The 22849-nt window shown below is 61.1% G+C and carries 14 protein-coding genes and 1 tRNA gene; 10 read left to right on the plus strand and 5 right to left on the minus strand.

Going from position 1 to position 22849, the window contains the following annotated elements:
* Positions 1-251 precede the first annotated feature (251 nt).
* Positions 252-938 (minus strand): DUF5710 domain-containing protein, encoded by a 687-nt coding sequence (locus tag DW171_RS05700; protein WP_117839823.1) that lies wholly within the window; start codon positions 936-938, stop codon positions 252-254.
* A gap of 335 nt (positions 939-1273) precedes the next feature.
* A tRNA-Val gene (locus DW171_RS05705) sits at positions 1274-1348 on the minus strand.
* 289 nt (positions 1349-1637) lie between these two features.
* Here DW171_RS05705 and DW171_RS05710 point away from each other — a divergent pair.
* The 3 genes from DW171_RS05710 to glmM all read left to right on the plus strand — a co-directional run bounded on the left by DW171_RS05710 (position 1638) and on the right by glmM (position 6537).
* Positions 1638-2660: a DMT family transporter gene (locus tag DW171_RS05710; protein ID WP_199586864.1), complete on the plus strand. Its 1023-nt coding sequence runs from the start codon at positions 1638-1640 to the stop codon at positions 2658-2660.
* Between the two features lie 149 nt (positions 2661-2809).
* A complete protein-coding gene (locus tag DW171_RS05715) occupies positions 2810-5122 on the plus strand; it encodes a DUF4012 domain-containing protein (protein WP_118270691.1) in 2313 nt (770 codons plus the stop codon).
* An 83-nt stretch (positions 5123-5205) separates the two neighbouring features.
* Positions 5206-6537, plus strand: a complete 1332-nt coding sequence (gene glmM, locus DW171_RS05720) for a phosphoglucosamine mutase (protein ID WP_117736243.1) — start codon at positions 5206-5208, stop codon at positions 6535-6537.
* Positions 6538-6742: 205 nt separating this feature from the next.
* On the opposite strand, the gene DW171_RS05725 is transcribed toward glmM, so the two are convergent.
* Positions 6743-8284: a carboxypeptidase M32 gene (locus tag DW171_RS05725; protein ID WP_118270692.1), complete on the minus strand. Its 1542-nt coding sequence runs from the start codon at positions 8282-8284 to the stop codon at positions 6743-6745.
* Between the two features lie 505 nt (positions 8285-8789).
* Between DW171_RS05725 and pheS the strand changes: the two genes are divergently transcribed.
* The 6 genes from pheS to DW171_RS05755 all read left to right on the plus strand — a co-directional run bounded on the left by pheS (position 8790) and on the right by DW171_RS05755 (position 16469).
* On the plus strand, positions 8790-9866 hold the full coding sequence (pheS, locus tag DW171_RS05730; RefSeq protein ID WP_055250566.1) for a phenylalanine--tRNA ligase subunit alpha: 1077 nt from the start codon (positions 8790-8792) through the stop codon (positions 9864-9866).
* Positions 9867-10050: 184 nt separating this feature from the next.
* Positions 10051-12504, plus strand: coding sequence for a phenylalanine--tRNA ligase subunit beta (pheT, locus tag DW171_RS05735; protein WP_118270693.1), 2454 nt, complete (start codon positions 10051-10053; stop codon positions 12502-12504).
* 326 nt (positions 12505-12830) lie between these two features.
* Positions 12831-13913 carry a cobalt transporter CbiM gene (cbiM, locus tag DW171_RS05740; protein ID WP_117563716.1) on the plus strand — a complete coding sequence of 361 codons (1083 nt, stop codon included), beginning with the start codon at positions 12831-12833 and terminating at the stop codon, positions 13911-13913.
* Positions 13891-14727: an energy-coupling factor transporter transmembrane protein EcfT gene (locus tag DW171_RS05745; protein WP_117786095.1), complete on the plus strand. Its 837-nt coding sequence runs from the start codon at positions 13891-13893 to the stop codon at positions 14725-14727. The genes cbiM and DW171_RS05745 overlap by 23 nt, the downstream gene beginning before the upstream one ends.
* 44 nt (positions 14728-14771) lie before the next feature.
* Positions 14772-15542 (plus strand): energy-coupling factor ABC transporter ATP-binding protein, encoded by a 771-nt coding sequence (locus DW171_RS05750; protein ID WP_229071777.1) that lies wholly within the window; start codon positions 14772-14774, stop codon positions 15540-15542.
* Positions 15543-15620: 78 nt separating this feature from the next.
* Positions 15621-16469: a hypothetical protein gene (locus DW171_RS05755; protein ID WP_118270695.1), complete on the plus strand. Its 849-nt coding sequence runs from the start codon at positions 15621-15623 to the stop codon at positions 16467-16469.
* On the opposite strand, the gene DW171_RS05760 is transcribed toward DW171_RS05755, so the two are convergent.
* Together DW171_RS05760 and pyk are read right to left on the minus strand one after the other, a co-directional pair.
* Positions 16466-17539 carry a hypothetical protein gene (locus DW171_RS05760; RefSeq protein WP_147325422.1) on the minus strand — a complete coding sequence of 358 codons (1074 nt, stop codon included), beginning with the start codon at positions 17537-17539 and terminating at the stop codon, positions 16466-16468. The genes DW171_RS05755 and DW171_RS05760 overlap by 4 nt on opposite strands.
* 422 nt (positions 17540-17961) lie before the next feature.
* Positions 17962-19422 carry a pyruvate kinase gene (pyk, locus tag DW171_RS05765; protein ID WP_117637393.1) on the minus strand — a complete coding sequence of 487 codons (1461 nt, stop codon included), beginning with the start codon at positions 19420-19422 and terminating at the stop codon, positions 17962-17964.
* Between the two features lie 442 nt (positions 19423-19864).
* On the opposite strand from pyk, the gene DW171_RS05770 reads away from it, so the two are divergent.
* Positions 19865-22546, plus strand: coding sequence for a cation-translocating P-type ATPase (locus DW171_RS05770; protein ID WP_118270696.1), 2682 nt, complete (start codon positions 19865-19867; stop codon positions 22544-22546).
* Positions 22547-22849 lie beyond the last annotated feature (303 nt).

Consider the following 22849-nt stretch of genomic DNA (forward strand, 5'->3'; position numbering starts at 1 on the left):
TTTCCGAGCGTAGAAGTTGATTGCGGGTCGTTTGTCGTCGCCTGTCCTTGCTGCGGCTCGCAAATACCGTGGCTCGACATTCGGTTCATCGATGCGTGCGACAGACTTAGCGACGAAGTGAGAAAACGGACAGGCGTTCATATGCCGGTGTATCAGGAGAAATGCCCTGTTTGTGGCCTCGATATCGTGTACGACGCCGGCGACGAGGGATAGGTGATGCGGAGGAGCTGGCTGTGAAGGCATCTCTGTCCCTATAAATAAATCCCCTCACCGAGCTGCTTGTGGAACTTGGCGTGATGGTCGCGTGCCCAGGTAAAGAGCGCCTGGTCAAAGTCGGTGCGTGTGGCCGGGACGCCGAAGACGCCGGCAACTTCGACGCGCACAAACTCCAGTGCCGGCAGTTTGTTGATGGCAGTGAGGGCAAACGGGGACGAGGGCTCCTCGAACAGATAGCGGCTGCCTTGCAGCGCGTCGCAACTGGTGCACGTGTTGCCGAGCGACGGGGCTTTGGAGGCTCGCGCGCCTACGGGCTTGTAGCCGCAGCGCTTAGAAAGATAGTCGCGGATCTCGCCCGGCACGCAGCCAAGAGCGGGAACAATGGCGAGCGCGTTGGCATTGGCCGTGTCGATGGTAATGTGCCCGGCTTCGTTGGGCGCGTGCGCGATGGCGATGCCCTTGTCGTCATCGATTCGATAGGGAATGCCGAAGGCCGCGACCGAGGTCTCTTTGTGACACTTCCAGCACTCGCGCTTGCCCAGTACTAGATATATATACGGCGCTGAGGGGTCGGATCGGTCAACACCGGGCAGCCACTCGGCAAAGGGCTCGGGGTTGACGCCGCTGGGTACATACCAGATCTTCTTGGTCCGGTCCCATTTGGCGCCCAGCGCTTTGGCTTCTTCTTTGTGCGAAAAGGGGACATCGAGCTCGGTGCGCATGGCGGCTCCTTGGTGCTGCAGGTGCGAGTGGCTCAAGGATACCGCAGGGCGCAGACATCGCGGCGTTTTGTTGAGAAGTTGCGGCGCGGACTGCTTGGTTACGCCGTTAGATAAATTGGCAAGTAGATGGTCGGCTTTTGACCAGTTGGGCGGTTGGAGCAGCTTGCGGCGCAGTTTTGTGCCTGGCTATTGTTGATGTTGGGGTATTGAATATATTTGGCTGCCATTCGTCAGGTGAATTGATGTTACGTTGCGATGACGGTTGGAACTGCCAGCGGATTTAGCGACATAAAACAAAACAGCCCAGAGGACATAGCCTCTGAGCTGCGAACATTTGGTGGGCGTTAGAAGATTTGAACTTCTGACCTCTTCCGTGTCAGGGAAGCGCTCTCCCCCTGAGCTAAACGCCCGATCAAGGGTGCGCAAGCGCGCAAGGGATAATATAACGGAGCCTGAACTCGGTGGCAAGAACATTTTTAAAAATCGCTTACATTGTGGAATTCGGGGGCTTTGTCATATCCATTTCAAAAGAGCCTGCTGCCGCGATTTGACTGTCGCATAATGCAAGGCCATTGCGGTATCGAGCTATGGAAAGACGTCTGCGGAATTGTCCTACCGATAAGCGGACAAGCCTTCGGCTGGTGCCTTCGCCGTGGTAAGGTAAGCCGAATTGTTTCCAGGTTGCTTCGAGGGAATGGAATGAGCAAAGAGCGTGTCGAGCAGGTCGAAGGCGCAGGGGCTTCGGTGCCGATGACCGATATATCGAACATTGATGTGCCCGAGGGCACCGATGAGCTCAGCCGTAGCACCCGCCGCGCTTGGCGCGAGCGCCTGAACAGCGCTTCGACGCGCAAGATGATCACGGGCGTCTTGGCTACGCTGGTGGGCGGTTCGTTTTGGGGCTTCTCGGGCACCAGCGCGAGCTTTCTGTTCGATACCTACCACGTCGACACCTTGTGGCTTATGAGCGTGCGTCAGATTCTCGCCGGTCTACTCTTTATGGCCGTGGTTGTTACGCGCGACCGCGAGCGCCTGATTAAGCTCTGGACCACACCCGCCGATCGCAAGCAGCTGCTGCTCTTTACCGCCTTTGGTCTGCTGTTCAACCAGTTTTGCTATCTTTCGGCCGTGCGCCTGACGAACGCCGGAACCGCGACGGTGCTCCAGTGCCTGCAGCTCGTTATCATCATGGGCTACACCTGCGTGACCGATCGCCGCATGCCGCGTACTCGCGAAGTTATCGGCATTGGCCTGGCTCTGGGTGGAACCTTTTTAATCGCCACCGGCGGCGACCCCACCAGCCTGAATATCTCGCCGCTTGGCCTGGCAGCAGGTCTTATGTGTGCGGTCAGCGCCACGTGTATGGCGGTGATTCCCGCCAAGATCCTGCCCGAATACGGCAGCCCCATCGTCACGGGCTCGGCAATGCTCACGGCGGGCGTGTTCTCGTGTGTCTTCGTGCAGCCCTGGACGCATATGCCAGCGCTCGACGCTGCCGGCGTCGAGGCGCTCGCGGTGTTCGTGGTTATCGGATCGTTTTTTGCTTACATGCTCTATATGCAGGGCGTTAAGGACATCGGCTCGGTGCGTGCGAGCCTCATCGGAACTGTGGAGCCGGTTTCGGCGACCATCACCAGCGCCGTTATGCTGGGCACGGTGTTTTTGCCGACCGACCTTATCGGCTTTGCCATGATCATCGTGATGATGTTCCTCACGGTGTAGCTGGCGCCGCCGCCAAGACGGAAAAGGTGTTGTGCCGCATTTTCGCCAATTGATGTCCGTGTCTGGAGTTTAGCTGTCGATGCCCAAAATGCCATAAACTAGTAACGTTATGGACTTTTTCATTGCGACTCAATTGCGAGGATTTCTTTATGGCTGGTAATCACTTTAAGGGCAGCGATAGCGGCCGTCCTGCAGTTCCGCCGCGTCCGAACGGGGCTGGTAAGGCCGGCACGCCGGGCGGCACTGGACAGGGCGGTTCCGGTAAGCGCGTGTCCCCGGGCGAGACGGCGATGTTTACCGCTCTGTACGAGCAGTCACAAAAGGCAAAAAAGACCGGCCGTGCAAGAGGGAATGTCTTTGCGGACGGTGCAACCTCCACGTCGCAGCCGAGTGGGTCTCCTTCGGTACCTGCGAACAACGCAGGTGCTGCCAACGCCGCGAATGCCGCCGGCAACGTTAATGCCGGCAAGGCCGACAACAATACTCCCTCTGCCGGTGGCGCGGGGCTTACGGGTAACCTCGGCACGATTTACACCGGCGCCTCCGAGACTGGCACGTTCGCTCGCCTGGATGATAGCGGTACCGAGTTTGCGGGCTCGGGTTCCAAGGAAGATTATTACGATTTTGGCTTGAACTACGGTAGCGACGCTTCGTCGAGTTCGACCTCTGACGGTCTGGTCCGTCATCGCCATCGCAAGGGCGAGCGCAAAAAGCGTCACACCGGTGCCATTATTGCCGCTGTAGCCGCGGTGCTTCTCGTTGCGCTTGGCGCAAGCGGCTTTATGCTGCTTAACTCGGCAAAGACCGTAAAGAGTGAAGCGAAGGAGGCCGTCGAGATTGTCGGTGGCCTTAAGGACAAGGTCACGTCGGGCGATTTTTCGACGCTGCCTGACGACGCGAAGAAGATTGATGAGCTTTGCGACAGCATGAAGGCGGAGACCTCGAGCCCGCTGTGGACGGCGGCTTCGTTTATCCCGGTGTATGGCAGCGACATCAATGCGGCCCGCACCATGATCGACGCCCTGTCCGATGTCTCGAGCAATGCGCTGGTTCCCATGGCCGATAACCTTTCGCAGGCCACGCCCGGCAAGCTGTTTCAGGACGGCATGATTAACGTGTCCGCGCTGCAGGCGGTCGCCGATTCGCTTTCCAGCAGCTCGAAGGTGTTCAAGAGCGCCAACGAGAAGATCCAGGGCATTGGCGATACTCATATTTCCCAGGTGACCGAGCTGGTCGATAAGGCCAAGGACGGCTTTGCCACCCTCAACGGCGCGGTTGACGCGGCGGAGAAGGTCGCCCCCGTCCTTCCCCAGATGCTCGGCGCCAACGGCCAGACGCGTAACTACCTTGTGTACGCCATGAACAACGTCGAAATTCGTGCCTGCGGCGGCTTTGGCGGTTCGCAAGGTTTGATTTCGGTCACCGACGGCCAGATGTCGATTGGCGAGTTTGTTCCCCGCATTGGGCTCAGTGAGGATGAGGCAGTCGAGAGTGTCGACGAAGAGGATGAGGCGCTGTTCGGCAACCACAGTAACCTGTACAACTCGGGCAATACCTATTCGCCTGATTGGCCCCGCAACTCGCAGCGTGTCGCCGCGCTGTGGAAGTCCCAATATGGGCAGGACGTTGATGGCGTCGTCGGCATCGACCCGGTGTTCCTGCAGTATCTGCTGGGCCTGGTCGGTAACGTGTCGCTGCCCGACGGAACGGTTGTCGACGGCACCAACGCCGCAAAGGTCCTCATGCACGATGTGTACTGGAACTATCCGGTCGAGGAGTCGGACGGCATCTTTGCATCCGTCGCCAGCGCTGCCTTCGACAAGATCCTTGGCGGTATCGGCGATGTCGATGTTACGAAGCTTGTCAGCGCCGTTGAGCGCGGTGCCGAAGAGGGCCGCCTGATCGCGTGGATGAAAAACGATGACGAGCAGAACGCTATCAAGGAGATGAACATCGACGCCTCGCTGCCCGATCCGGATGACCCGAGTGAAGATCCCGTTGCTGGTGTCTACTTTAACAACCTGAGCTTCTCCAAGCTCGACTGGTACCTGAATGCCGATACGCAGATTGGCCAGGGCATCAAGAACGGTGACGGCACATGCTCGTATCGCATCGCCGTTACCCTGACGAACATCATGACGCAGGAGGAGGCCGGCAAGCTGCCCGACTACGTCGCGGCGAGCGCGCCCGATGCCGCGCGCGACGACGAGCGTCTGAATGTCTCGTTGTTTGCCCCGACGGGCGGCAACATTACTGATCTGACCGTCGAGGGCACCCAGTTTGGTCTTGGCGCCGCTACGTGGCATGGAATCCCCTTCTATTCGGGCACCGTTGACCTGCATGCTGGCGAGACGACGACGATCACATATACGCTGACCACGTCAGCCGAGGCGGGGGACAAGCCGCTTACGCTGCGTCAGACTCCTACATGCCAGGCGGCTCGCGACAGCGCGTCGGCGTAGGGTTTTTCTGGTAGCGCAGATAATCGAGTACCATTTTGGGGCGGACAGGCAATCTGTTCGCCCCTATTTTGTAAGGAGAGCGCATGAAGTACTTTGGCACCGACGGCTTTCGCGGTGAGGCTAACGTTGGGCTGACGGTAGAGCACGCTTATAAGATTGGCCGTTTTGTGGGCTGGTATTACGGCGCCAACCGCGAGCGCAAGGCGCGCGTCATCGTGGGTAAGGACACGCGTCGCTCGAGTTATATGTTTGAGGCGGCGCTGGTGAGCGGCTTGGTCGCGAGCGGCGCGGACGCCTATATGCTGCACGTGATCCCCACGCCGGGCGTAGCGCATCAGACCGTGGAAGGCTGCTTCGATTGCGGCATCATGATCAGCGCGAGCCACAACCCGTTTTGCGATAACGGCATTAAGCTCGTCAATAGCGACGGTTTTAAGATGGACGAGGACGTACTGGAGCTCATCGAGGACTACGTCGATAGCAAGAGCGAGGTGCCGCTGGCCACGGGCAACCACATCGGCGCCACGGTGGACTACATGCAGGGCCGCAACCGCTACATTGCCTCGCTCATCGCCAGCGCGAACTTTTCGCTTCAGGGCGTCAAGATCGGCATCGACTGCGCCAACGGCTCGGCGTCCTCGGTGGCCAAGCCGGTGTTCGACGCGCTGGGCGCCGACGTGCGCGTGATCAATGCCGCGCCTGATGGTTTTAACATCAACGTCGACTGCGGCTCCACGCATATGGAGCGTCTGCAGCGCCATGTGGTGGAGCAGGGCCTGGACGTGGGCTTTGCCTACGACGGCGATGCCGACCGCTGCCTGGCCGTGGACGAGCGCGGCCGCGTGGTCGATGGCGACCAGATCCTGTACGTGTGCGGCGTGTACCTGAACAAGCACGGTCGCCTTTCGGGCGGTACCGTGGTTCCGACGATTGCCAGCAACTTTGGCCTGATCAAGTCGTTGGAGCTTGCCGGCCTAAGTGTCGTGACCAGCGGTGTGGGCGACCGTCACGTGTATGCCAAGATGCGCGAGGGCGGTTACAGCCTGGGCGGCGAGCAGACGGGCCATACGATCTTTGGCGATATCGAGCGCACGGGCGACGGCATTATGACCTCGCTGCGCGTGATGGAAGTGATCCGCGCCGAGCGCGAGACGCTCTCGCAGCTCACGGCTCCGTGCAAGCTGCTGCCGCAGGCGCAGGTGGCCGTGCGCGTGGCGGACAAGGACGCCGCGCTCGAGAACATGGGCGTGCAGAACGCCATCGCCGAGGCCGAGGCTGCGCTGGCAGGCGAGGGCCGCGTGCTCGTACGCAAGAGCGGAACCGAGTCGGTTATCCGCGTGCTGGCCGAGGCGCCCGACCAAGCATCCGCCGATGCCGCCATGAAGCGCATCGCCAACGCACTCGAGGCTCTGTAGTTACGCGGTTTTACCAAACCGCGTAACTGCTCGACGCTGCAAACGCCCCTAAGCGGCAATCTGACGTTCAATTTCAAGGGCGCGACCAGAAGGTCAGCGCCCTTTCATTTCACGTCGCCTTGCTCGCTTAGGGTCGTTTTCGCTGACGTTGCCAAGACATTGGCGTCAACATGGTTGGCGTTGGCGATGGCGTGCTGGTCAATCCTTACAACTCGTACAGCGTGGTGAACTTGTCCTGCAGGTAGCTGCAGTAGTAGCGGGCGTCAAAGGCCATGCCGCAGGCGCCCTTGATGAGCTCCGGCGCGTCTTTGGCGCGACCCCACTGCCAAATGTGCTCGCCCAGCCACGCGCGAACGGGTGACAGATCGCCACTCGCGCAGGCACCGGTAAGGTCGACGCCGTCGCGGCACATGGCCGGCACAAACATGGCATCGTAGGCGCTACCCAGCGCATACGTGGGGAAGTAGCCAAACGAACCGCCGCTCCAATGCGTATCCTGCAGGCAGCCGTGCGTGTCGTCGGGAACTGGAATGCCCAGGTACTCGTCCATAAAGCGATTCCAAAGCGCGGGGATGTCCTTGGCCGTAGCCTCGCCGGCAAACAGCATGCGCTCGATCTGGTAGCGCACCATAATATGCAGCGGATAGGTGAGCTCGTCGGCCTCGGTGCGGATCAACGACGGCTGCGCGATGTTCACGGCGCGGTAGAGCGTGTCTTCGTCGACGTCGCCGTAGACCTCGGGCGCGTGACGACGCAGCACCTCGAGCAGCGGGCCCATAAAGGCGCGGCTGCGACCCACGGTGTTCTCGAAAAAGCGGCTCTGGCTCTCGTGGATGCCCATGGAGGTGCCGCCCTCCAGGCACGTGCGCGCATAGGCGGGATTGACGCCCAGCTCGTACATGGTGTGCCCCGCCTCGTGGATGATGCTGTAGACGTTGGAGATGCAGTCGTCCTCGTAGATGTGCGTCGCGATGCGCGCATCGCCCACGGCAAAGCCCTCGCTAAACGGATGCTCGGTAAAGGCAAGCGCGGTGTCGTCCAGGTCCAGGCCGACAAGCTTCATAAGGTCGAAGCTCATGGCGCGCTGGGCAGCCTCGGGCACGTGGGCGTGCAAAAAGTCGGCAGCCGGCTGCTGGCCGCGCTCGCCGATGGCGTGCACGAGCGGCACGACCGTGGCCTTGACCTCGTCGCAAAACGCGTCGAAGCTCTTGGCGGAAAGGCCGCGCTCGTACTGGTCGAGCCAAACGTCGTATGGATCGCGCTTGGGGTCCATGAGCTCGGCCTGATGCTTAAGTTGGGCGACGATTCTATCCACATAGGTCTCAAAGCTCGCCCAGTCGTTGGCTGCCTTGGCCTTGTGCCACACGGCGTCCGCCTCGCAGGTGAGCCTGGTCCAGGCCTCGGCTTCTTCGGTGGGGATGGCACTGGCCTCACGTTGATCGCGGCCGAGCACACGGATCTCGTCGAGCAGCTGAGGGTCGTCGATTTTGCCGCCGGCGACGGTCTCGCGCGCTAACGAGCGTACGAGCTCAACGGACTTCTCGCTGGTCAGCAGCTTGTGATGCTCGCCGGCAAGCGTGCCCATGGCGTCGGCACGCGCTGCTGCGCCGTTGGCAGGAGCAATCGTCGCTCCATCGAACTCGGCAATCTTGAGCAGGTACTCGCGAGTCCACAGCTTGCCTTCGAGCTTGCGGAGCTTCTTGATGCTCTTGCCCGCCTTGGCCTTCTTATCGAGTTTCTTTCTCATACCTATATCCTTGATCTCGCAGGTCGAGCGCCACGGGTGGGCGTGCGGCCAGTTTGCACAGCTACCTGCCTTGTACCCAGTGCGAACAAAACGGAACGCGGCGATGCACACGCAGAATGTGTTATCCTATAGCCCAATGCGTTGACGGAGAGGGTTTTGCCCGCCGCGTCGCCGGCAAGAGAGGGAAGGTCATGGGCTGCAAGCCTTCCTGCGGTGGCAAGGGCCAAGCGTTCACTCCCGAGCAGCGACCTCAACGGGCGCGCGGCTAGCGGCGGCGAAGCCCCAGTAGGGAAGCCGTGAGCCTCGCGATAAGGGGCGCAGAGTGGGCACGGCGGGCCAGACATCCGCCGGGTCAAACAAGGTGGTACCGCGGAATTCAACCGTCCTTGGGCAATGCACACGCCCGAGGGCGGTTTTTTTGTTACCGAACCGGGCCGCACATCCGCAGCTCCGGGTGGCTCCAGCCGCCGCGGCAAGTGGATGCGCGAGAGACGAAAGGGAAGACATGAGTCTGATTGATGATCTGGTCAAACTCGAGGAAGAGGCCAAGGAGCTCGTCGCAGGCGCCGATGACGCCGCCAAGCTCGAGGCTGCGCGTGTTGAGCTGCTCGGTCGCAAGGGTCGTATCACCGGCTTGATGCGCATGATGGGCAAGCTCGCCCCCGAGGATCGTCCCGTGATGGGCAAGCGCGCCAACGAGATGCGCCAGCTGATCGAGGGCATGCTCGACGAGCGAAACACCGAGATGAAGGCCGCCGCCCTCAAGCGCGCACTCGAGCACGACGCCGTCGACATCACGCTGCCGGGCATCCGTCCGCAGATCGGCCACCAGCACCTGATCAAGCAAATCATCGAGGAGGCCGAGGACATCTTCTGCGGCATCGGCTACACCGTCGAGTCCGGCCCCATGGTCGACACCTCTTACTACAACTTCACCGCGCTCAACGCTCCCATGGATCACCCGAGCCGCTCGGCCCGCGATACCTTCTACGTGGTCGACAACAACCCCGGCAGCGTCGCGCACCCCGAGGCTCACGCCCACGGCGAGTCCGACGTGCTGCTGCGCACCCAGACTTCGGGCGTGCAGATCCACACTATGGAGTCGCAGAAGCCGCCCATCTACATGATCTGCCCGGGCACCGTCTACCGTCCCGACACGGCCGATGCCTGCCACCTGCCGCAGTTCAACCAGATCGAGGGCCTGGTCGTCGACGAGGGCATCACCTTTGGCGACCTGAAGGGCACGCTCGACTACTTTGTTAAGTGCATGTTTGGCGAGGATCGCAAGACGCGTTACCGCCCGCACTTCTTCCCCTTCACCGAGCCCAGCTGCGAGGTGGACGTGAGCTGCCACGTGTGCGGCGGCAAGGGCTGCAACTTCTGCAAGCACAGCGGCTGGATCGAGATCTTGGGCTGCGGCATGGTCGACCCCAACGTCCTGATCAACTGCGGCATCGATCCCGAGAAGTACACCGGCTTCGCCTTTGGCATTGGCGCCGAGCGCGTCGCGGCCCTGCGCTACGACCTGCCGGACCTCAGAACGCTCATGACAGGCGATATGCGTTTCTTGAATCAGTTCTAGGCTGCGGCTTGCCCAAGCACGGCACCTCGGCGCTCATTCGTCGCTTGCGTACCAAAGTACGCGGCACTCCTCTTTCGGGCCGATCTGCCGCACTTGGACAACCCTCGCTTTGTAAGGAATGTTCACAAAGTTGAAGTTTCCACCTGCATCTCTTCGCAGGCTTTCAGTATGAAAGGAGAGCTAGATGCGTGTTTCTTACGACTGGCTCAAGACCATGATCGATATTCCGGAGGATCCCAAGACCCTTTCGGACGAATATATCCGTACCGGCACCGAGGTCGAGGCGATCGACACCGTGGGCGAGTCCTTCGACCACGTGGTGACCGCCAAGGTGCTCACCAAGACCCCGCACCCCGATAGCGACCACATGTATGTGTGCTCGGTCGATGTGGGCGACAAGAACCTCGATGCCGACGGCAATCCCGCTCCGCTGCAGATCGTCTGCGGCGCGCAGAACTTCGAGGCCGGCGACCACATCGTCACGGCCATGATCGGCGCTGTCCTGCCCGGCGACGTCAAGATCAAGAAGAGCAAGCTTCGCGGCGTCGTGTCCATGGGCATGAACTGCTCTGCGCGCGAGCTCGGCCTGGGTGGCGACCACTCCGGCATCATGATTCTGCCCGAGGACACGCCCTGCGGTATGCCGTTTGCCGAGTACGTGGGCTCGAGTGATACTGTGCTCGACTGCGAGATCACGCCCAACCGTCCCGATTGCCTGTCCATGATCGGCATGGCCCGCGAGACCGGTGCCATTTTCGACCGCGATTTCCACGTGGAGCTGCCCGCCATCAAGGCGGAGACTGGCCGCGCGACCGACGACGAGCTTTCCGTCGAGATTGCCGACGAGGGCCTGTGCGACCGCTATGTCGCCCGCATCGTGCGCAACGTGAAGGTCGGCCCGTCGCCCGACTGGATGGTCAAGCGCCTTAACGCCCTGGGCGTGCGTCCGCACAACAACATCGTCGACATCACCAACTACGTGATGATGCTCACCGGTCAGCCGCTGCACGCCTTTGACCTGGACACCTTTGCCGAGCGCGATGGCCACCGTCGCGTGGTGGTTCGCGCCGCCCAGCAGGATGAGAAATTCACGACGCTCGATGGCGAAGAGCGCGTGCTCGACGCCGGCATGGGCCTTATCACCGACGGCGAGCGCCCCGTGGCGTTGGCCGGCGTTATGGGCGGCATGGATTCCGAGATCGAGGACGACACCGTCGACGTGATGGTCGAGAGCGCTTGCTTCAACGCCGGTCGCACCTCGCACACCAGCCGCGATCTGTCGCTGATCTCCGACGCCTCCATTCGCTTTGAGCGCCAGGTTGACGAGACTGGCTGCGTGGATGTCGCCAACGTTACCTGCGCGCTCATCGAGGAGATCGCCGGCGGCGAGGTTGCTCCCGGCTATGTCGATGTTTTCCCCGCGCCCAAGACCATCGACAGCATCAAGCTGCGCCTGGCCCGCGTGCATGCCATCTGCGGTGCCGACATCGAGCCCGATTTTATCGAGCGTTCGCTTACCCGTCTGGGCTGCACCGTCGAGCGCGACGGCGAGGACTTTATGGTTACCCCGCCGAGCTTCCGTCCCGACCTGCCGCGCGAGATTGACCTGATCGAGGAGGTCCTGCGCCTATGGGGCATGGGCCGTGTGACGGCGACCATCCCGGCTGCCAAGAACCACATCGGCGGCCTGACCCGCGAGCAGAAGCTCACCCGCAAGGTCGGCGAGATCCTGCGCGCCTGCGGCCTCAACGAGACCACGACCTTTGGCTTTGCCGCCCCGGGCGACCTGGAGAAGATCGGCATGCCCACCGAGGGTCGCGGCTGCCCCGTGGTGCTCATGAACCCGCTGGTGGCCGAGCAGACCGAGATGCGTCGTTCGCTGCTGCCGGGCCTGCTGCAGTCCGTGGCCTACAACGAGGCGCACGGTACGCCCAACGTGCACCTGTACGAGGTCGGCAGCCTGTTCCACGGTCGCGAGAACGCCAGCCTGCCCAAGGAGACCAAGTCCGTCGCGGGTGTGCTCTCGGGCCAGTGGAGCGAGCAGTCTTGGAACATGAAGTACCGTAAACTGCGTTTCTTCTTTGGCAAGGGTATCGTCGAGGAGCTGCTCGCCCAGCTGCGCATCGAGAAGGTTCGCTTCCGTCCCGTCGAGGGCGAGGGCTATGCCTTTTTGCAGCCGGGTCGTGCGGCCGAGGTTCTGTCCGGCGGCACCGTGCTGGGTTGGGTCGGCGAGATCCACCCCGAGGCGCGCGAGGCCTGCGGCATCGACGAGGTTGTCGTTGCCTTTGAGCTTGACCTGGACAAGCTGATCAAGGGCGCCCGCAACCAGGAGAACTACCGCGAGTTCTCGCAGTACCCGGCCGTTGAGCACGACCTTGCCATTGTGGTCGACAATGCCGTGACCTGCGAGGATCTTGAGCGCCGTATTACCAGCGCCGGCGGCAAGCTGCTCGAGGGCGTGCGCCTGTTCGATGTCTACCGCGATCCGGTTCGTATCGGCAAGGGCAAGAAGTCCATGGCCTTTGCGCTCACGTATCGCTCGGACGACCACACGCTTACTAGCGAAGAGGTCGAGAAGGCGCACCAGAAGATCGTCACCAAGGTGTGCAAGGGCGTAAACGGCGAAGTCCGCTCGTAATCTTTGCTGTTCGGAACCCGCCCCCTGCGGGGTTTTCGCGGCAACGTCCTCGCCACTTCGCGGCTGCGGGATGTTGCCTTAGAAAACCCCTCTCGGGGGCGGGTTCCTGCGTTAACCTTGTTGCGAGCGGATCGCACCTTCTTCCGGGTGACCGGAAAGTTGGGAGTGCATGGGCCCTTTATTGGGCGGTGCGTGGACCTGGGCTAATAACGTACGTATTGCAAGGGCGTGCTGCGTTGTGGGCGGTGCGCCTTTTTGTTAGTATGCAGAGTCGGTGTTACGGATTGTTGGAAACGTAACACACAACGTTCTGATTGAGAGGGCTCATGCATATTCCCGATAATTATCTGTCCCCGCAGACCGATGCCGTTATGGCGGTGGCGATGGTGCCCGTATGGGTTCACTGCATCAAAAAGGTGCGCGCCACGCTCGATCGCGAGCATATGGCGTTCCTGGGCATCTGCGCCGCATTCTCCTTCTTGCTCATGATGTTCAACGTTCCGCTGCCCGGCGGTACCACTGGTCACGCCGTCGGCGGCGCACTCATCGCGCTGCTGCTGGGCCCCGAGGCCGCGGCTATCGCTGTCTCGGTCGCTCTGGCGCTGCAGGCGCTGCTGTTTGGCGACGGCGGCGTTCTGTCGTTTGGCGCCAACTGCTTTAACATGGCCTTTGTGCTGCCGTTTGTCGCTGCTATCGTGTTCCGTGCGCTCAACAGCCGTCTGCACGACAAGAGCTGGGGCACCTCGGTTTCTGCCATCGTGAGCGGTTGGGTCGGCCTGTGCCTGGCGGCCCTGTGCGCGGCAATCGAGTTTGGTATTCAGCCGATGCTCTTCACCAACGCTTCGGGCGCCCCTCTGTACTGCCCCTTCCCGCTGTCCGTGGCTATTCCGGCCATGTTGATCCCGCATATGCTGGTTGCCGGCGTGATCGAGGGCGTGGCGACGGCCGCCATCTACGGCTTCATTAAGAAGACGGCGCCGAGCATTATCGTCGGCCCCGAAGCCGCCGATGGCCAGCTTGCCGCCGATGGTACCGCCAAGAAGACTTCCCTGATTCCCACGCTCATTCTGGTCGCCGTGCTTGTCGTGGCTACGCCGCTCGGCTTGCTCGCCACCGGTGACGCCTGGGGTGAGTGGGACGCCGAGGGCGCCGCGACCGCCGTTCAGGAGGCTGGCGACGACAGCCTGCAGGCTTCGGTCGGCCTCGACACCCCGACCTTTGCCGACGCCCTGCCCACGGGCGATTATCTGCAGGCCTATTCCGAGGAGCAGGGCCTTGGCTTTGCCGGCCAGGCTGCGATGTATATTCTTTCGGGCGTGATTGGCGTGGCGGTGCTCACCATCACATTCCGCCTGGTCTCGCTGACGGTCAAGGAAAGCGGTGCTCATGGCAATAGCCGAGCTGCCTAGTTGGCTTGCGGCCGAGGAGCGTTACGAGCCCGCGGGGGCTCGGCATCGTGTGATGCAAAAGAATGTCCTGCACCTGGCGAGCCTGCTTGAGCGGGTTCGCCTGGGTGGAGGCGCGCACGAGGGCGGGTCGATGGTCGACCGCGCCCTTTCTTGCGTTTCGGCTCCGGTGCGCCTGGTGGGGATGTTCGTTTGCGTCCTGTGCGTGTGTCTGACGCAGAGCCCGCTGTACCTCATGTTGATGGCGGCCATCGCGCTGGTGCTCGTTGCCGTGCGCCCCGTACGCGGGCTGCGTGCGACCTTTGTACCGGCGCTCGGCGCCACGGGGCTTGCGGTGGTTCTGGCACTGCCTGCCCTGCTGCTGGGCGCTTCTGCCGCGGGCGCCATGCTCAAGATCGCGCTCAAGACGTTCATTAACGTGTCGTTCGTGCTGGGCGTTTCGTGGACGCTCACCTGGAGCCGCATGTCGGCGGCGCTCAAGACGCTACAGCTGCCCGACGAGGTCATCTTTACGTTTGATATGGCGCTCAAGCACATCGAGGTGCTGGGACGCACGGCGCACGATCTGACCGAATCGGTCATGCTGCGCAGTGTGGGTCGTGCGCCTGCGGGTTTTTCGCGTACCGATTCGATCGCGGGTATCATGGGCATGACCTTTATCAAGGCGATGGAATGCAGCCGCGCGATGGACGAGGCTATGCTTTGCCGTGGCTTTGCCGGTGCGTATCCGACTCCCGCGCGGAGCGGCTTTGGCTGGCGCGATGCGGTCTATGCGGTCGTCGTGGTGCTGCTCGCCGTGTTGTGCGCGGTGCTGTAGCGCGGGCGGCCGAGCCGTCGATGTGGATAGGGAAGGGCGACGTTTTGGCAAACGATACGAATGGCGTGATGGGCGCGAGCGGTGCTACTGGCGCCAAGAGCGTGCCGCTCATCGAGTTTCGCGACGTGCTGTTCTCCTATGCGGGGCATACGGTTGTCGATGGTGTGTCGCTGCAGGTCGATCGTGGTGAACTCGTTGCCCTACTCGGTCCCAACGGCTGCGGTAAGACGACGATTATGCGCCTTATCAACGGTCTTGAACTAGCGGACGCGGGTGCGTACCTGTTTGACGGGCACGTGATCGATGCGGCATATCTCAAGGATTCCGCAGCCGCTCAGCGTTTTCATCAGCGCGTGGGCTTTGTGTTCCAGAATGCCGACGCCCAGCTGTTCTGCGCTACGGTGGGCGAGGAAGTTGCTTTTGGCCCCGCGCAGATGGGGCTGCCGACAGACGAGCTCGAGCGCCGCGTCCGCGATGCCATGGAGCTGTTCCAGGTTGCCGATCTGGTCGATGCCTCGCCCTATCAGCTTTCGGGCGGGCAAAAGAAGCGCGTTGCGCTGGCTGCGGTGGTGTCGATGAACCCCGATATCCTAGTGCTCGATGAGCCCACCAACGGGCTCGATGAGGACTCGTGCGACATCGTAGTCAACTTTTTGCTGGCCTACGTTGCTGCCGGTAAGACGGTTTTGATGAGTACGCACCATCAAGATTTGGTGCGCCGCCTGGAGGCCCGTGCCATCTATATCGATCGATATCACCATGTGGTCGAGGCGCCCGTGCCGTCGTATGGAACCGAAAGCGGTGCTGCGGAATAGTTGCTGCGTAGGGTATGTATGGCCGCCTGTGCGACTCTGCCGTGATGGTATAGTTAACCAGGTTTTATGGGGGTGGCTATGCCAAGTTGGAACATTCATATCGCTCAAACGGAGCGCTTGCTGGCACGTGCTAGCGTGCTTGCCGATAGCGTGCGCGACCGTAATGCCTTTTTGTTTGGCTGCGTGGTTCCGGATATCTTCGTGGGCTATATGGTCCCTGGCATCGCCGATCCCATTCCGTATCGCATTACGCACTTTGCAAAGCCCGAGCCTATCCCTAAGCCGCGCGAGCACGAGTTCTGGGATACCTATGTGGCGCCGCTGCTTAAAGGCGCACCCGCGGGCGAACCTGCTGAGGCTACCTCGATTGTCGAGGAGCGCGAGCGACTGAACCGCGTGCACTATCCTCAGCGCTACAGGGATGCCGAGCCGGTTGTCGGTCCCGGCGCCTGTGAGTTCTCGCTTGCGTCCGAAGATGTGGCGCAGTCGCTGCTCGATTTAACGCTGGGCGTCTGGTCGCATCTGGTGGCCGACACGGTATGGAACACGCGTGTGAACCAGTATCTGGAAGCACGCGGCGGCAAGCCGTGCGAGGAATTCCGCATTAAAAAGCAGGGCGATTTTGACTGGTTTGGCAAGACGCTGGGCATCGTTTCCATTCCGCGTGCGACCGATCGCCTCTATACCGCTGCGGCCCAGTTTGGCCAGTATTCGATCCCGCAAGAGTATGTGCTCAAAACCATTGGCGTCATGCACGAGATTGTGCGCGAAAACCCCGGCGAGCCGGATCACCCGCCGTACCGCCTGCTGACCGAAGCGTTCTTTGACGCAACGTTTACCGAGGTCGTCGAGTTAACCGAGGCAGGTTTTGCCGCCCGCGTCGCATTGCCCAGCGCGCCCGCGCTGCCTCTGATCGCTAGCTGCTAGCTGGCCTGCCTGGCAGCGAATAGGTCATCCCAATCGACAAGCAGTTCTTGCCGCAGAGCATCTTCGGCGTCGCACTCCTGTTTGATCTTTGGGGTGTAGGGAAGCCCGGCCTTTTTATGGATGAGTTCGGCAAGGTTGCCAAAGCTCCTTTTGTCCTTGATCTGGCCATAGGTAATTTGGATGACGTCGTAGCCCATGCTTGTGAGTGCGGTAGTGCGCTCGGCATCGGAGAGACTCGCAGCTTCGCTGTCATGAGCGGAGCGGCCTTGGCATTCCAGAATGACGCCCATGCTGTCGGTGACACTTTCGATGAGGATATCGGCATAACAGCAGGTTTTGTCATACAGCGAACGTGCGGCTTCGCTGAGCGGGATGCGTGCGTTATTGGTGATGCCTATACCCAGACCGCCTTCGTCGCGGGGGAGTGAGACGAGCATGGACGTCTGGACCTCGAAGGGCGAGGCGGTCTGCCCTGCCATGCGTTCGGCGGCCCAGCGGAGCTGCTTAACACCGCGCAGGCCTGCGGCCTGCTTGGCGAACGCGGCGATATCCGCCGCGCTGAGGAGCGGCGCGCGTTTCCACAAGTTGGTGTCATTGCCCTTGGTGTCGACAATACGCTTCCAACCACAGTCGGGCGGAATGAACTTAAGAGATATTGCCTCATCAAGTTGCTGTTGCGTACGTTCGCAGGGCGTAAACACTGCAAATGAGCTGCACATCTCGTAGCAAGCCATGAGTAGCTGGTTGCGGGAGACCTGCGTAGCAAGGCTGAGCAGCGTGAATTCCGGTGAAGTGACATCAAATCCATGTTCAGTCTGCCTAAACGACCCAGGAGGCGGCTCTTGGGTCAGGAGGTGCGATTTAAAGAGGCTTCGCGACCCCGATTGTGCCCGAGTGAATACAAGCCTGTGAAGCGGTGCGTGAAGCAGGTCTTTTACAACTGCATGACTTCCGAGGCCGCAACATCTGCGATCTATATTGCCAAGGCTAATGGCGGGGTAAAGGCCTAATACCTGCGGCGGGATACGGTAATAGTAAAAAGCGGATTGACCGCAGAGCGTCAGGTCCATGACGTCCTCCAGATCGAAATGTGCTTTTGGACCGTGCGATGCCAGCGTCAATTCGGAAGTATGCGGCAAAATCTGAACCCTGTGAGCAGACCTGGCTTTTGAGGCTAGTTTATCAGGCATTTTGTTGTAAAAAAACGGGGTGTGTTCGAAGGTCTCAGAATTTGCCGCATACTTCCGAAAACTAGGTCGATCTGGCTCTTGCTAAAACGATTTATCAGCGTCGGTTAAGGTGTGGGTTTGCCACCGGGCGAACACTTTTAGCGCTTGGGACTTTATTTTTTGGGCCTCGAAGGGTGGATTTCGCGCTTTTGGTAAAGAAATGAGTGCGTGTTTTGCCGTGCGCCGACATTGGCACAGAAAAAGGGCCCGGAAGGCGAAGCCTTCCGGGCCCTTTGCAATGCAAGCATGCTTGCAAGTGCGATTTAGCGCACCTGAGCGACGTAAGCGACGTTGGTCGAGGAGACCTTGTCCTCGAGCTGAACACTCATGCGGGGATCGCCGGCGGTAGCGACGGTCAGATCGCCGGCCTCGACGTAGCCGAGCTCCTTAGCGGTCTCGATCGCCTTGACGATCGTGCCGTTGACGGTGCCCTGGGTAATCTCGGCCTGGTGCGGGATAACGCCCCAGTACATGATCATCTGCTGGACGGCCCACTCGTGGCGGGAGAACGCGCAGATCGGCATGTTGGGACGGAAGTGCGAGATCAGGCGTGCGGTACGACCGGTGGTCGTCGGCACGGTGATGCACTTGGCGCCAACGGTGGTGGCCATGTTCACAGCGGACATACCCACAACGTTGTTGACGACGCGGGTGCCGTGAGCGTCGGCCGGAACCTCGAGCGGAGCGTGGGCCGGGAGGTACTTCTCGGTCTCGAGAGCAATGCTAGCCTGCATCTTAACGGCCTCGACCGGGTACTTACCGGCAGCGGACTCGCCAGAGAGCATAACGGCGTCGGTGCCGTCGTAGATGGCGTTAGCAACGTCGGCAACCTCGGCGCGCGTCGGGCGCGGGTTCTGCTGCATGGAGTCGAGCATCTGCGTAGCGGTGATAACGGGCTTGTAGGCCGCGTTGCACTTGGCGATGATCTCCTTCTGGATGTGCGGAACGAGCTCGGGCTTGATCTCGATACCCAGGTCGCCACGGGCGACCATGATGCCGTCGGAAGCCTCGAGGATCTCGTCGAAGTTCTCGACGCCCAGGGCGCACTCGATCTTCGGGAAGATCGTCACGTGCTCGCCACCGTTCTCGCGGCAAAGCTTGCGGATGCCGCGGACGGACTCGCCGTCACGGATGAAGGAAGCGGCGATGTAGTCGATGTTCTCGGTCAGGCCAAAGAGGATGTCCTGACGATCGCGCTCGGTGATGGCGGGCAGCGAGATGTTGACGTTGGGCATGTTGACGCCCTTGCGCTCGCCGATCAGGCCGTCGTTCTTAACGACGCAGGTCATGTCCTGGCCGCTGACGGACTCGACCTCGAGGGCAACCAGGCCGTCATCGATCAGGATGAGGGAGCCCTTCTCGACCTCGGAAGGCAGAGCCAGGTAGTCGAGGGAGATGTGCTCAGCGGTGCCGTGGAAATCCTCGGACGTGGGCTGAGCGGTGACGACGATCTTATCGCCGGTCTTGACGGCAACCTTCTTGCCGTCGACCAGAAGGCCGGTGCGGACCTCGGGGCCCTTGGTGTCGAGCAGGATGCCGACAGGCAGACCGAGCTCCTTGGAAATACGGCGGACGCGCTCGATGCGACCGTGGTGCTCGTCGTAGGAGCCGTGCGAGAAGTTAAAACGGGCGACGTTCATGCCCGCCTTGATCATCTCGCGGATGGTCTCGTCGCTATCGCAGGCGGGACCCATGGTGCATACAATCTTAGTGCGCTTGTACATTCAGACCTCCATCTGACATCGTCTTGCGCTGATAGATAAACCATAAGAAATAAAACCGAGATGATTATAACGAAATGCCGACCGAATACCCCAAAAAATCGACCGTATGCCGAAATGGAAGTTCATTTTTTGCGGGAAAAACGGTATATGAAAAATCTTTACCAACCACTCCAACCGCTGCTATCTGGGAGATATGTCAGTTTGGCGATGTGCCGAAGAAAAAACGTTTTACCAATGTTGAGCATCACACGGTCTGCACCGTTGCGTGCGGACCATATTTCCAAACCGATTGTTTTGGCTAGACGCGTCGCTTTGGGGTACCATAGCTCCACTATCAACTGCCGCTCAGCACGGCAGCCTTGATGAGCCCTTGCCCTTCTCCTGGGAATTATGATCGGGCATCAATCTGCTGAGTGGCCCGAATCCCAGGAGGGGACTCTATATGCAAAAGGAATACCTGTCCGCCGCGGCGGAGGTGCTCAGCGACCAAGGTGTCGATGAGAACCTCGGCCTGAGCAACGACGAGGCGTCTTCGCGCCTCGCCAAGACAGGCCCTAACAAGCTCGAGGAAGCCGAGAAGACACCGCTGTGGAAGCGTTTCTTTGAGCAGATGGCCGACCCCATGGTCATCATGCTGATCGTTGCCGCCGTCATCAGTGCGCTCACGGGCATGGTCAAGGGCGAGCCCGACTTTGCCGATGTTGCCATCATCATGTTCGTCGTTATCGTCAACTCGGTGCTGGGCGTGGTCCAGGAAGCCAAGAGCGAGGAGGCCCTCGAGGCCCTGCAGGAGATGAGTGCGGCGCAGTCCAAGGTGCTGCGCGACGGCAAGCTCGTGCACCTGCCGAGCGCCGAGCTCGTGCCTGGCGATGTGATCATGCTCGAGGCGGGCGACTCCGTCCCGGCCGACTGCCGCGTGCTCGAGAGCGCCACGATGAAGATCGAAGAGGCCGCGCTCACCGGCGAGTCCGTGCCCGTAGAGAAGCACGCCAACGTGATCGAGCTCGCTGCGGGCACCGATGACGTGCCGCTCGGCGACCGTAAGAACATGTGCTATATGGGCTCCACCGTCGTGTACGGCCGCGGTCGCGCCGTCGTGGTCGGCACCGGCATGAACACCGAGATGGGCAAGATCGCCGGCGCCCTGGCCGAGGCCAAGGAAGAGCTCACGCCGCTGCAGGTGAAGCTCGCCGAGCTCAGCCGCATCCTTACCATTATGGTTATCGTCATCTGCGTCGTCATCTTTGGCGTTGATATCATCCGCCACGGCGTGGGCAACGTTCTTACCGACCCGACTGCCCTGCTCGACACCTTTATGGTTGCCGTCTCGCTCGCCGTCGCCGCCATCCCCGAGGGCCTGGTTGCCGTCGTGACCATCGTCCTCTCGCTTGGCGTGACCAAGATGGCCAAGCGCCAGGCGATTATCCGCAAGCTCTCTGCTGTCGAGACCCTTGGCTGCACACAGACCATCTGCTCCGACAAGACCGGTACCCTTACCCAGAACAAGATGACCGTCGTCAAGCACGAGCTCGCTGCGCCCAAGGAGAAGTTCCTGGCCGGCATGGCGCTGTGCTCCGATGCTCAGTGGGACGAGGAGCTGGGCGAGGCCGTGGGTGAGCCGACTGAGTGTGCGCTCGTCAACGATGCCGGCAAGGCGGGCCTCACTGGCCTGACTGCCGAGCACCCGCGCGTGGGCGAGGCCCCGTTTGACTCGGGCCGCAAGATGATGTCCGTGGTCGTCGAGACCCTTGACGGCGAGTATGAGCAGTACACCAAGGGCGCGCCCGACGTGGTGATCGGCCTGTGCACCCATATCTACGAGGGCGATAAGGTCGTCCCCCTGACCGAGGAGCGCCGTGCCGAGCTCGTGGCCGCCAACAAGGCCATGGCCGACGAGGCCCTGCGCGTGCTGGCGCTGGCAAGCCGCACCTACACCGAGGTCCCGAGCGACTGCAGCCCCGCTGCGCTCGAGCACGACCTGGTCTTCTGCGGCCTGTCCGGCATGATCGACCCTGTCCGCCCCGAGGTCGCCGACGCCATCCGCGAGGCCCACGATGCCGGTATTCGCACCGTCATGATCACGGGTGACCATATCGACACCGCCGTGGCCATCGCCAAGCAGCTGGGCATCGTCGCCGATCGCAGCCAGGCCATCACCGGCGCGGACCTCGATCGCATGAGCGACGAGGAACTCGACGCGCACATCGAGGACTACGGCGTGTACGCCCGCGTCCAGCCCGAGCACAAGACACGCATCGTCGAGGCTTGGAAGTCGCGCGACCAGATCGTGGCCATGACGGGCGATGGCGTCAACGACGCCCCGTCCATCAAGCGCGCCGACATTGGCGTTGGTATGGGCATCACCGGTACCGACGTCACCAAGAACGTCGCCGACATGGTACTTGCCGATGACAACTTCGCTACCATCATCGGCGCCTGCGAAGAGGGTCGTCGCATCTACGACAACATCCGCAAGGTCATCCAGTTCCTGCTTTCGGCCAACCTTGCCGAGGTGTTCTCGGTGTTTATCGCCACGCTCATCGGCTTTACCATCTTCCAGCCGGTGCAGCTGCTGTGGGTGAACCTGGTCACCGACTGCTTCCCCGCGCTTGCGCTGGGCATGGAGGATGCCGAGGGCGACATCATGAAGCGCAAGCCGCGCAACGCCAAGGACGGTGTCTTTGCCGGACATATGGGTCTGGACTGCGTGGTCCAGGGCCTAATCATCACCGCGCTGGTGCTGGCGAGCTTCTTTGTGGGCGTGTACTTTGACATGGGCTACATCCACATCGCCGATATGATCGCCGGCAATGCCGACGAGGAAGGCGTGATGATGGCGTTCATCACGCTCAACATGGTCGAGATTTTCCACTGCTTCAATATGCGCAGCCGTCGTGCGTCGCTGTTCACCATGAAGAAGCAGAACAAGTGGCTGTGGGCTTCCGCCGCGCTGGCACTGGTGCTGACGGTGATCGTGACCGTGCAGCCGACGCTTGCCGAGATGTTCTTTGGCCCCGTGACGCTTGAGCTCAAGGGCGTTGTCGCTGCCCTGGGCCTGGCCTTCCTGATCATCCCGCTGATGGAGATCTACAAGGCGATCATGCGCGCGGTCGAGAAGGAGTAAGTTAACCTGTCCGGGCCCGCCCCTGCGTGTTTTCTTCTTCGCTGGTCCTCGCGCTTCGCGCTGCGGGATCGCTCAGAAGAAAACACTCCCAGGGTGGGCCCTACGGTATCCTTACTGGCTTTTCTCCCGCGCGGATGAAAAAGGGCTGAGGGAAAGAAGGTGAGCGGCCGAGCAATTGCTCGGCCGCTCGTTTTGAATAAAGGATGTGCCCTTTGGAAACCCCTCTCGGCGGGCGGGCCCTGCGGTGACGTTGCTGACTTTTCTCCCGTGTGGATGATAAAGGCTGAGGGAAAGTGTGTGAGT

Origin of the sequence: Collinsella sp. AM15-2 (assembly GCF_003471985.1) — a bacterium.
In the GTDB taxonomy this organism is placed as follows: domain Bacteria; phylum Actinomycetota; class Coriobacteriia; order Coriobacteriales; family Coriobacteriaceae; genus Collinsella.

Bases quoted from the DNA above. Each gene is read 5' to 3' on its own strand.
- DW171_RS05700 (WP_117839823.1), bottom strand. From the start codon at position 938: ATGCGCACCGAGCTCGATGTCCCCTTTTCGCACAAAGAAGAAGCCAAA.
- DW171_RS05710 (WP_199586864.1), top strand. From the start codon at position 1,638: ATGAGCAAAGAGCGTGTCGAGCAGGTCGAAGGCGCAGGGGCTTCGGTG.
- DW171_RS05715 (WP_118270691.1), top strand. From the start codon at position 2,810: ATGGCTGGTAATCACTTTAAGGGCAGCGATAGCGGCCGTCCTGCAGTT.
- glmM (WP_117736243.1), top strand. From the start codon at position 5,206: ATGAAGTACTTTGGCACCGACGGCTTTCGCGGTGAGGCTAACGTTGGG.
- DW171_RS05725 (WP_118270692.1), bottom strand. From the start codon at position 8,284: ATGAGAAAGAAACTCGATAAGAAGGCCAAGGCGGGCAAGAGCATCAAG.
- pheS (WP_055250566.1), top strand. From the start codon at position 8,790: ATGAGTCTGATTGATGATCTGGTCAAACTCGAGGAAGAGGCCAAGGAG.
- pheT (WP_118270693.1), top strand. From the start codon at position 10,051: ATGCGTGTTTCTTACGACTGGCTCAAGACCATGATCGATATTCCGGAG.
- cbiM (WP_117563716.1), top strand. From the start codon at position 12,831: ATGCATATTCCCGATAATTATCTGTCCCCGCAGACCGATGCCGTTATG.
- DW171_RS05745 (WP_117786095.1), top strand. From the start codon at position 13,891: ATGGCAATAGCCGAGCTGCCTAGTTGGCTTGCGGCCGAGGAGCGTTAC.
- DW171_RS05755 (WP_118270695.1), top strand. From the start codon at position 15,621: ATGCCAAGTTGGAACATTCATATCGCTCAAACGGAGCGCTTGCTGGCA.
- DW171_RS05760 (WP_147325422.1), bottom strand. From the start codon at position 17,539: ATGGACCTGACGCTCTGCGGTCAATCCGCTTTTTACTATTACCGTATC.
- pyk (WP_117637393.1), bottom strand. From the start codon at position 19,422: ATGTACAAGCGCACTAAGATTGTATGCACCATGGGTCCCGCCTGCGAT.
- DW171_RS05770 (WP_118270696.1), top strand. From the start codon at position 19,865: ATGCAAAAGGAATACCTGTCCGCCGCGGCGGAGGTGCTCAGCGACCAA.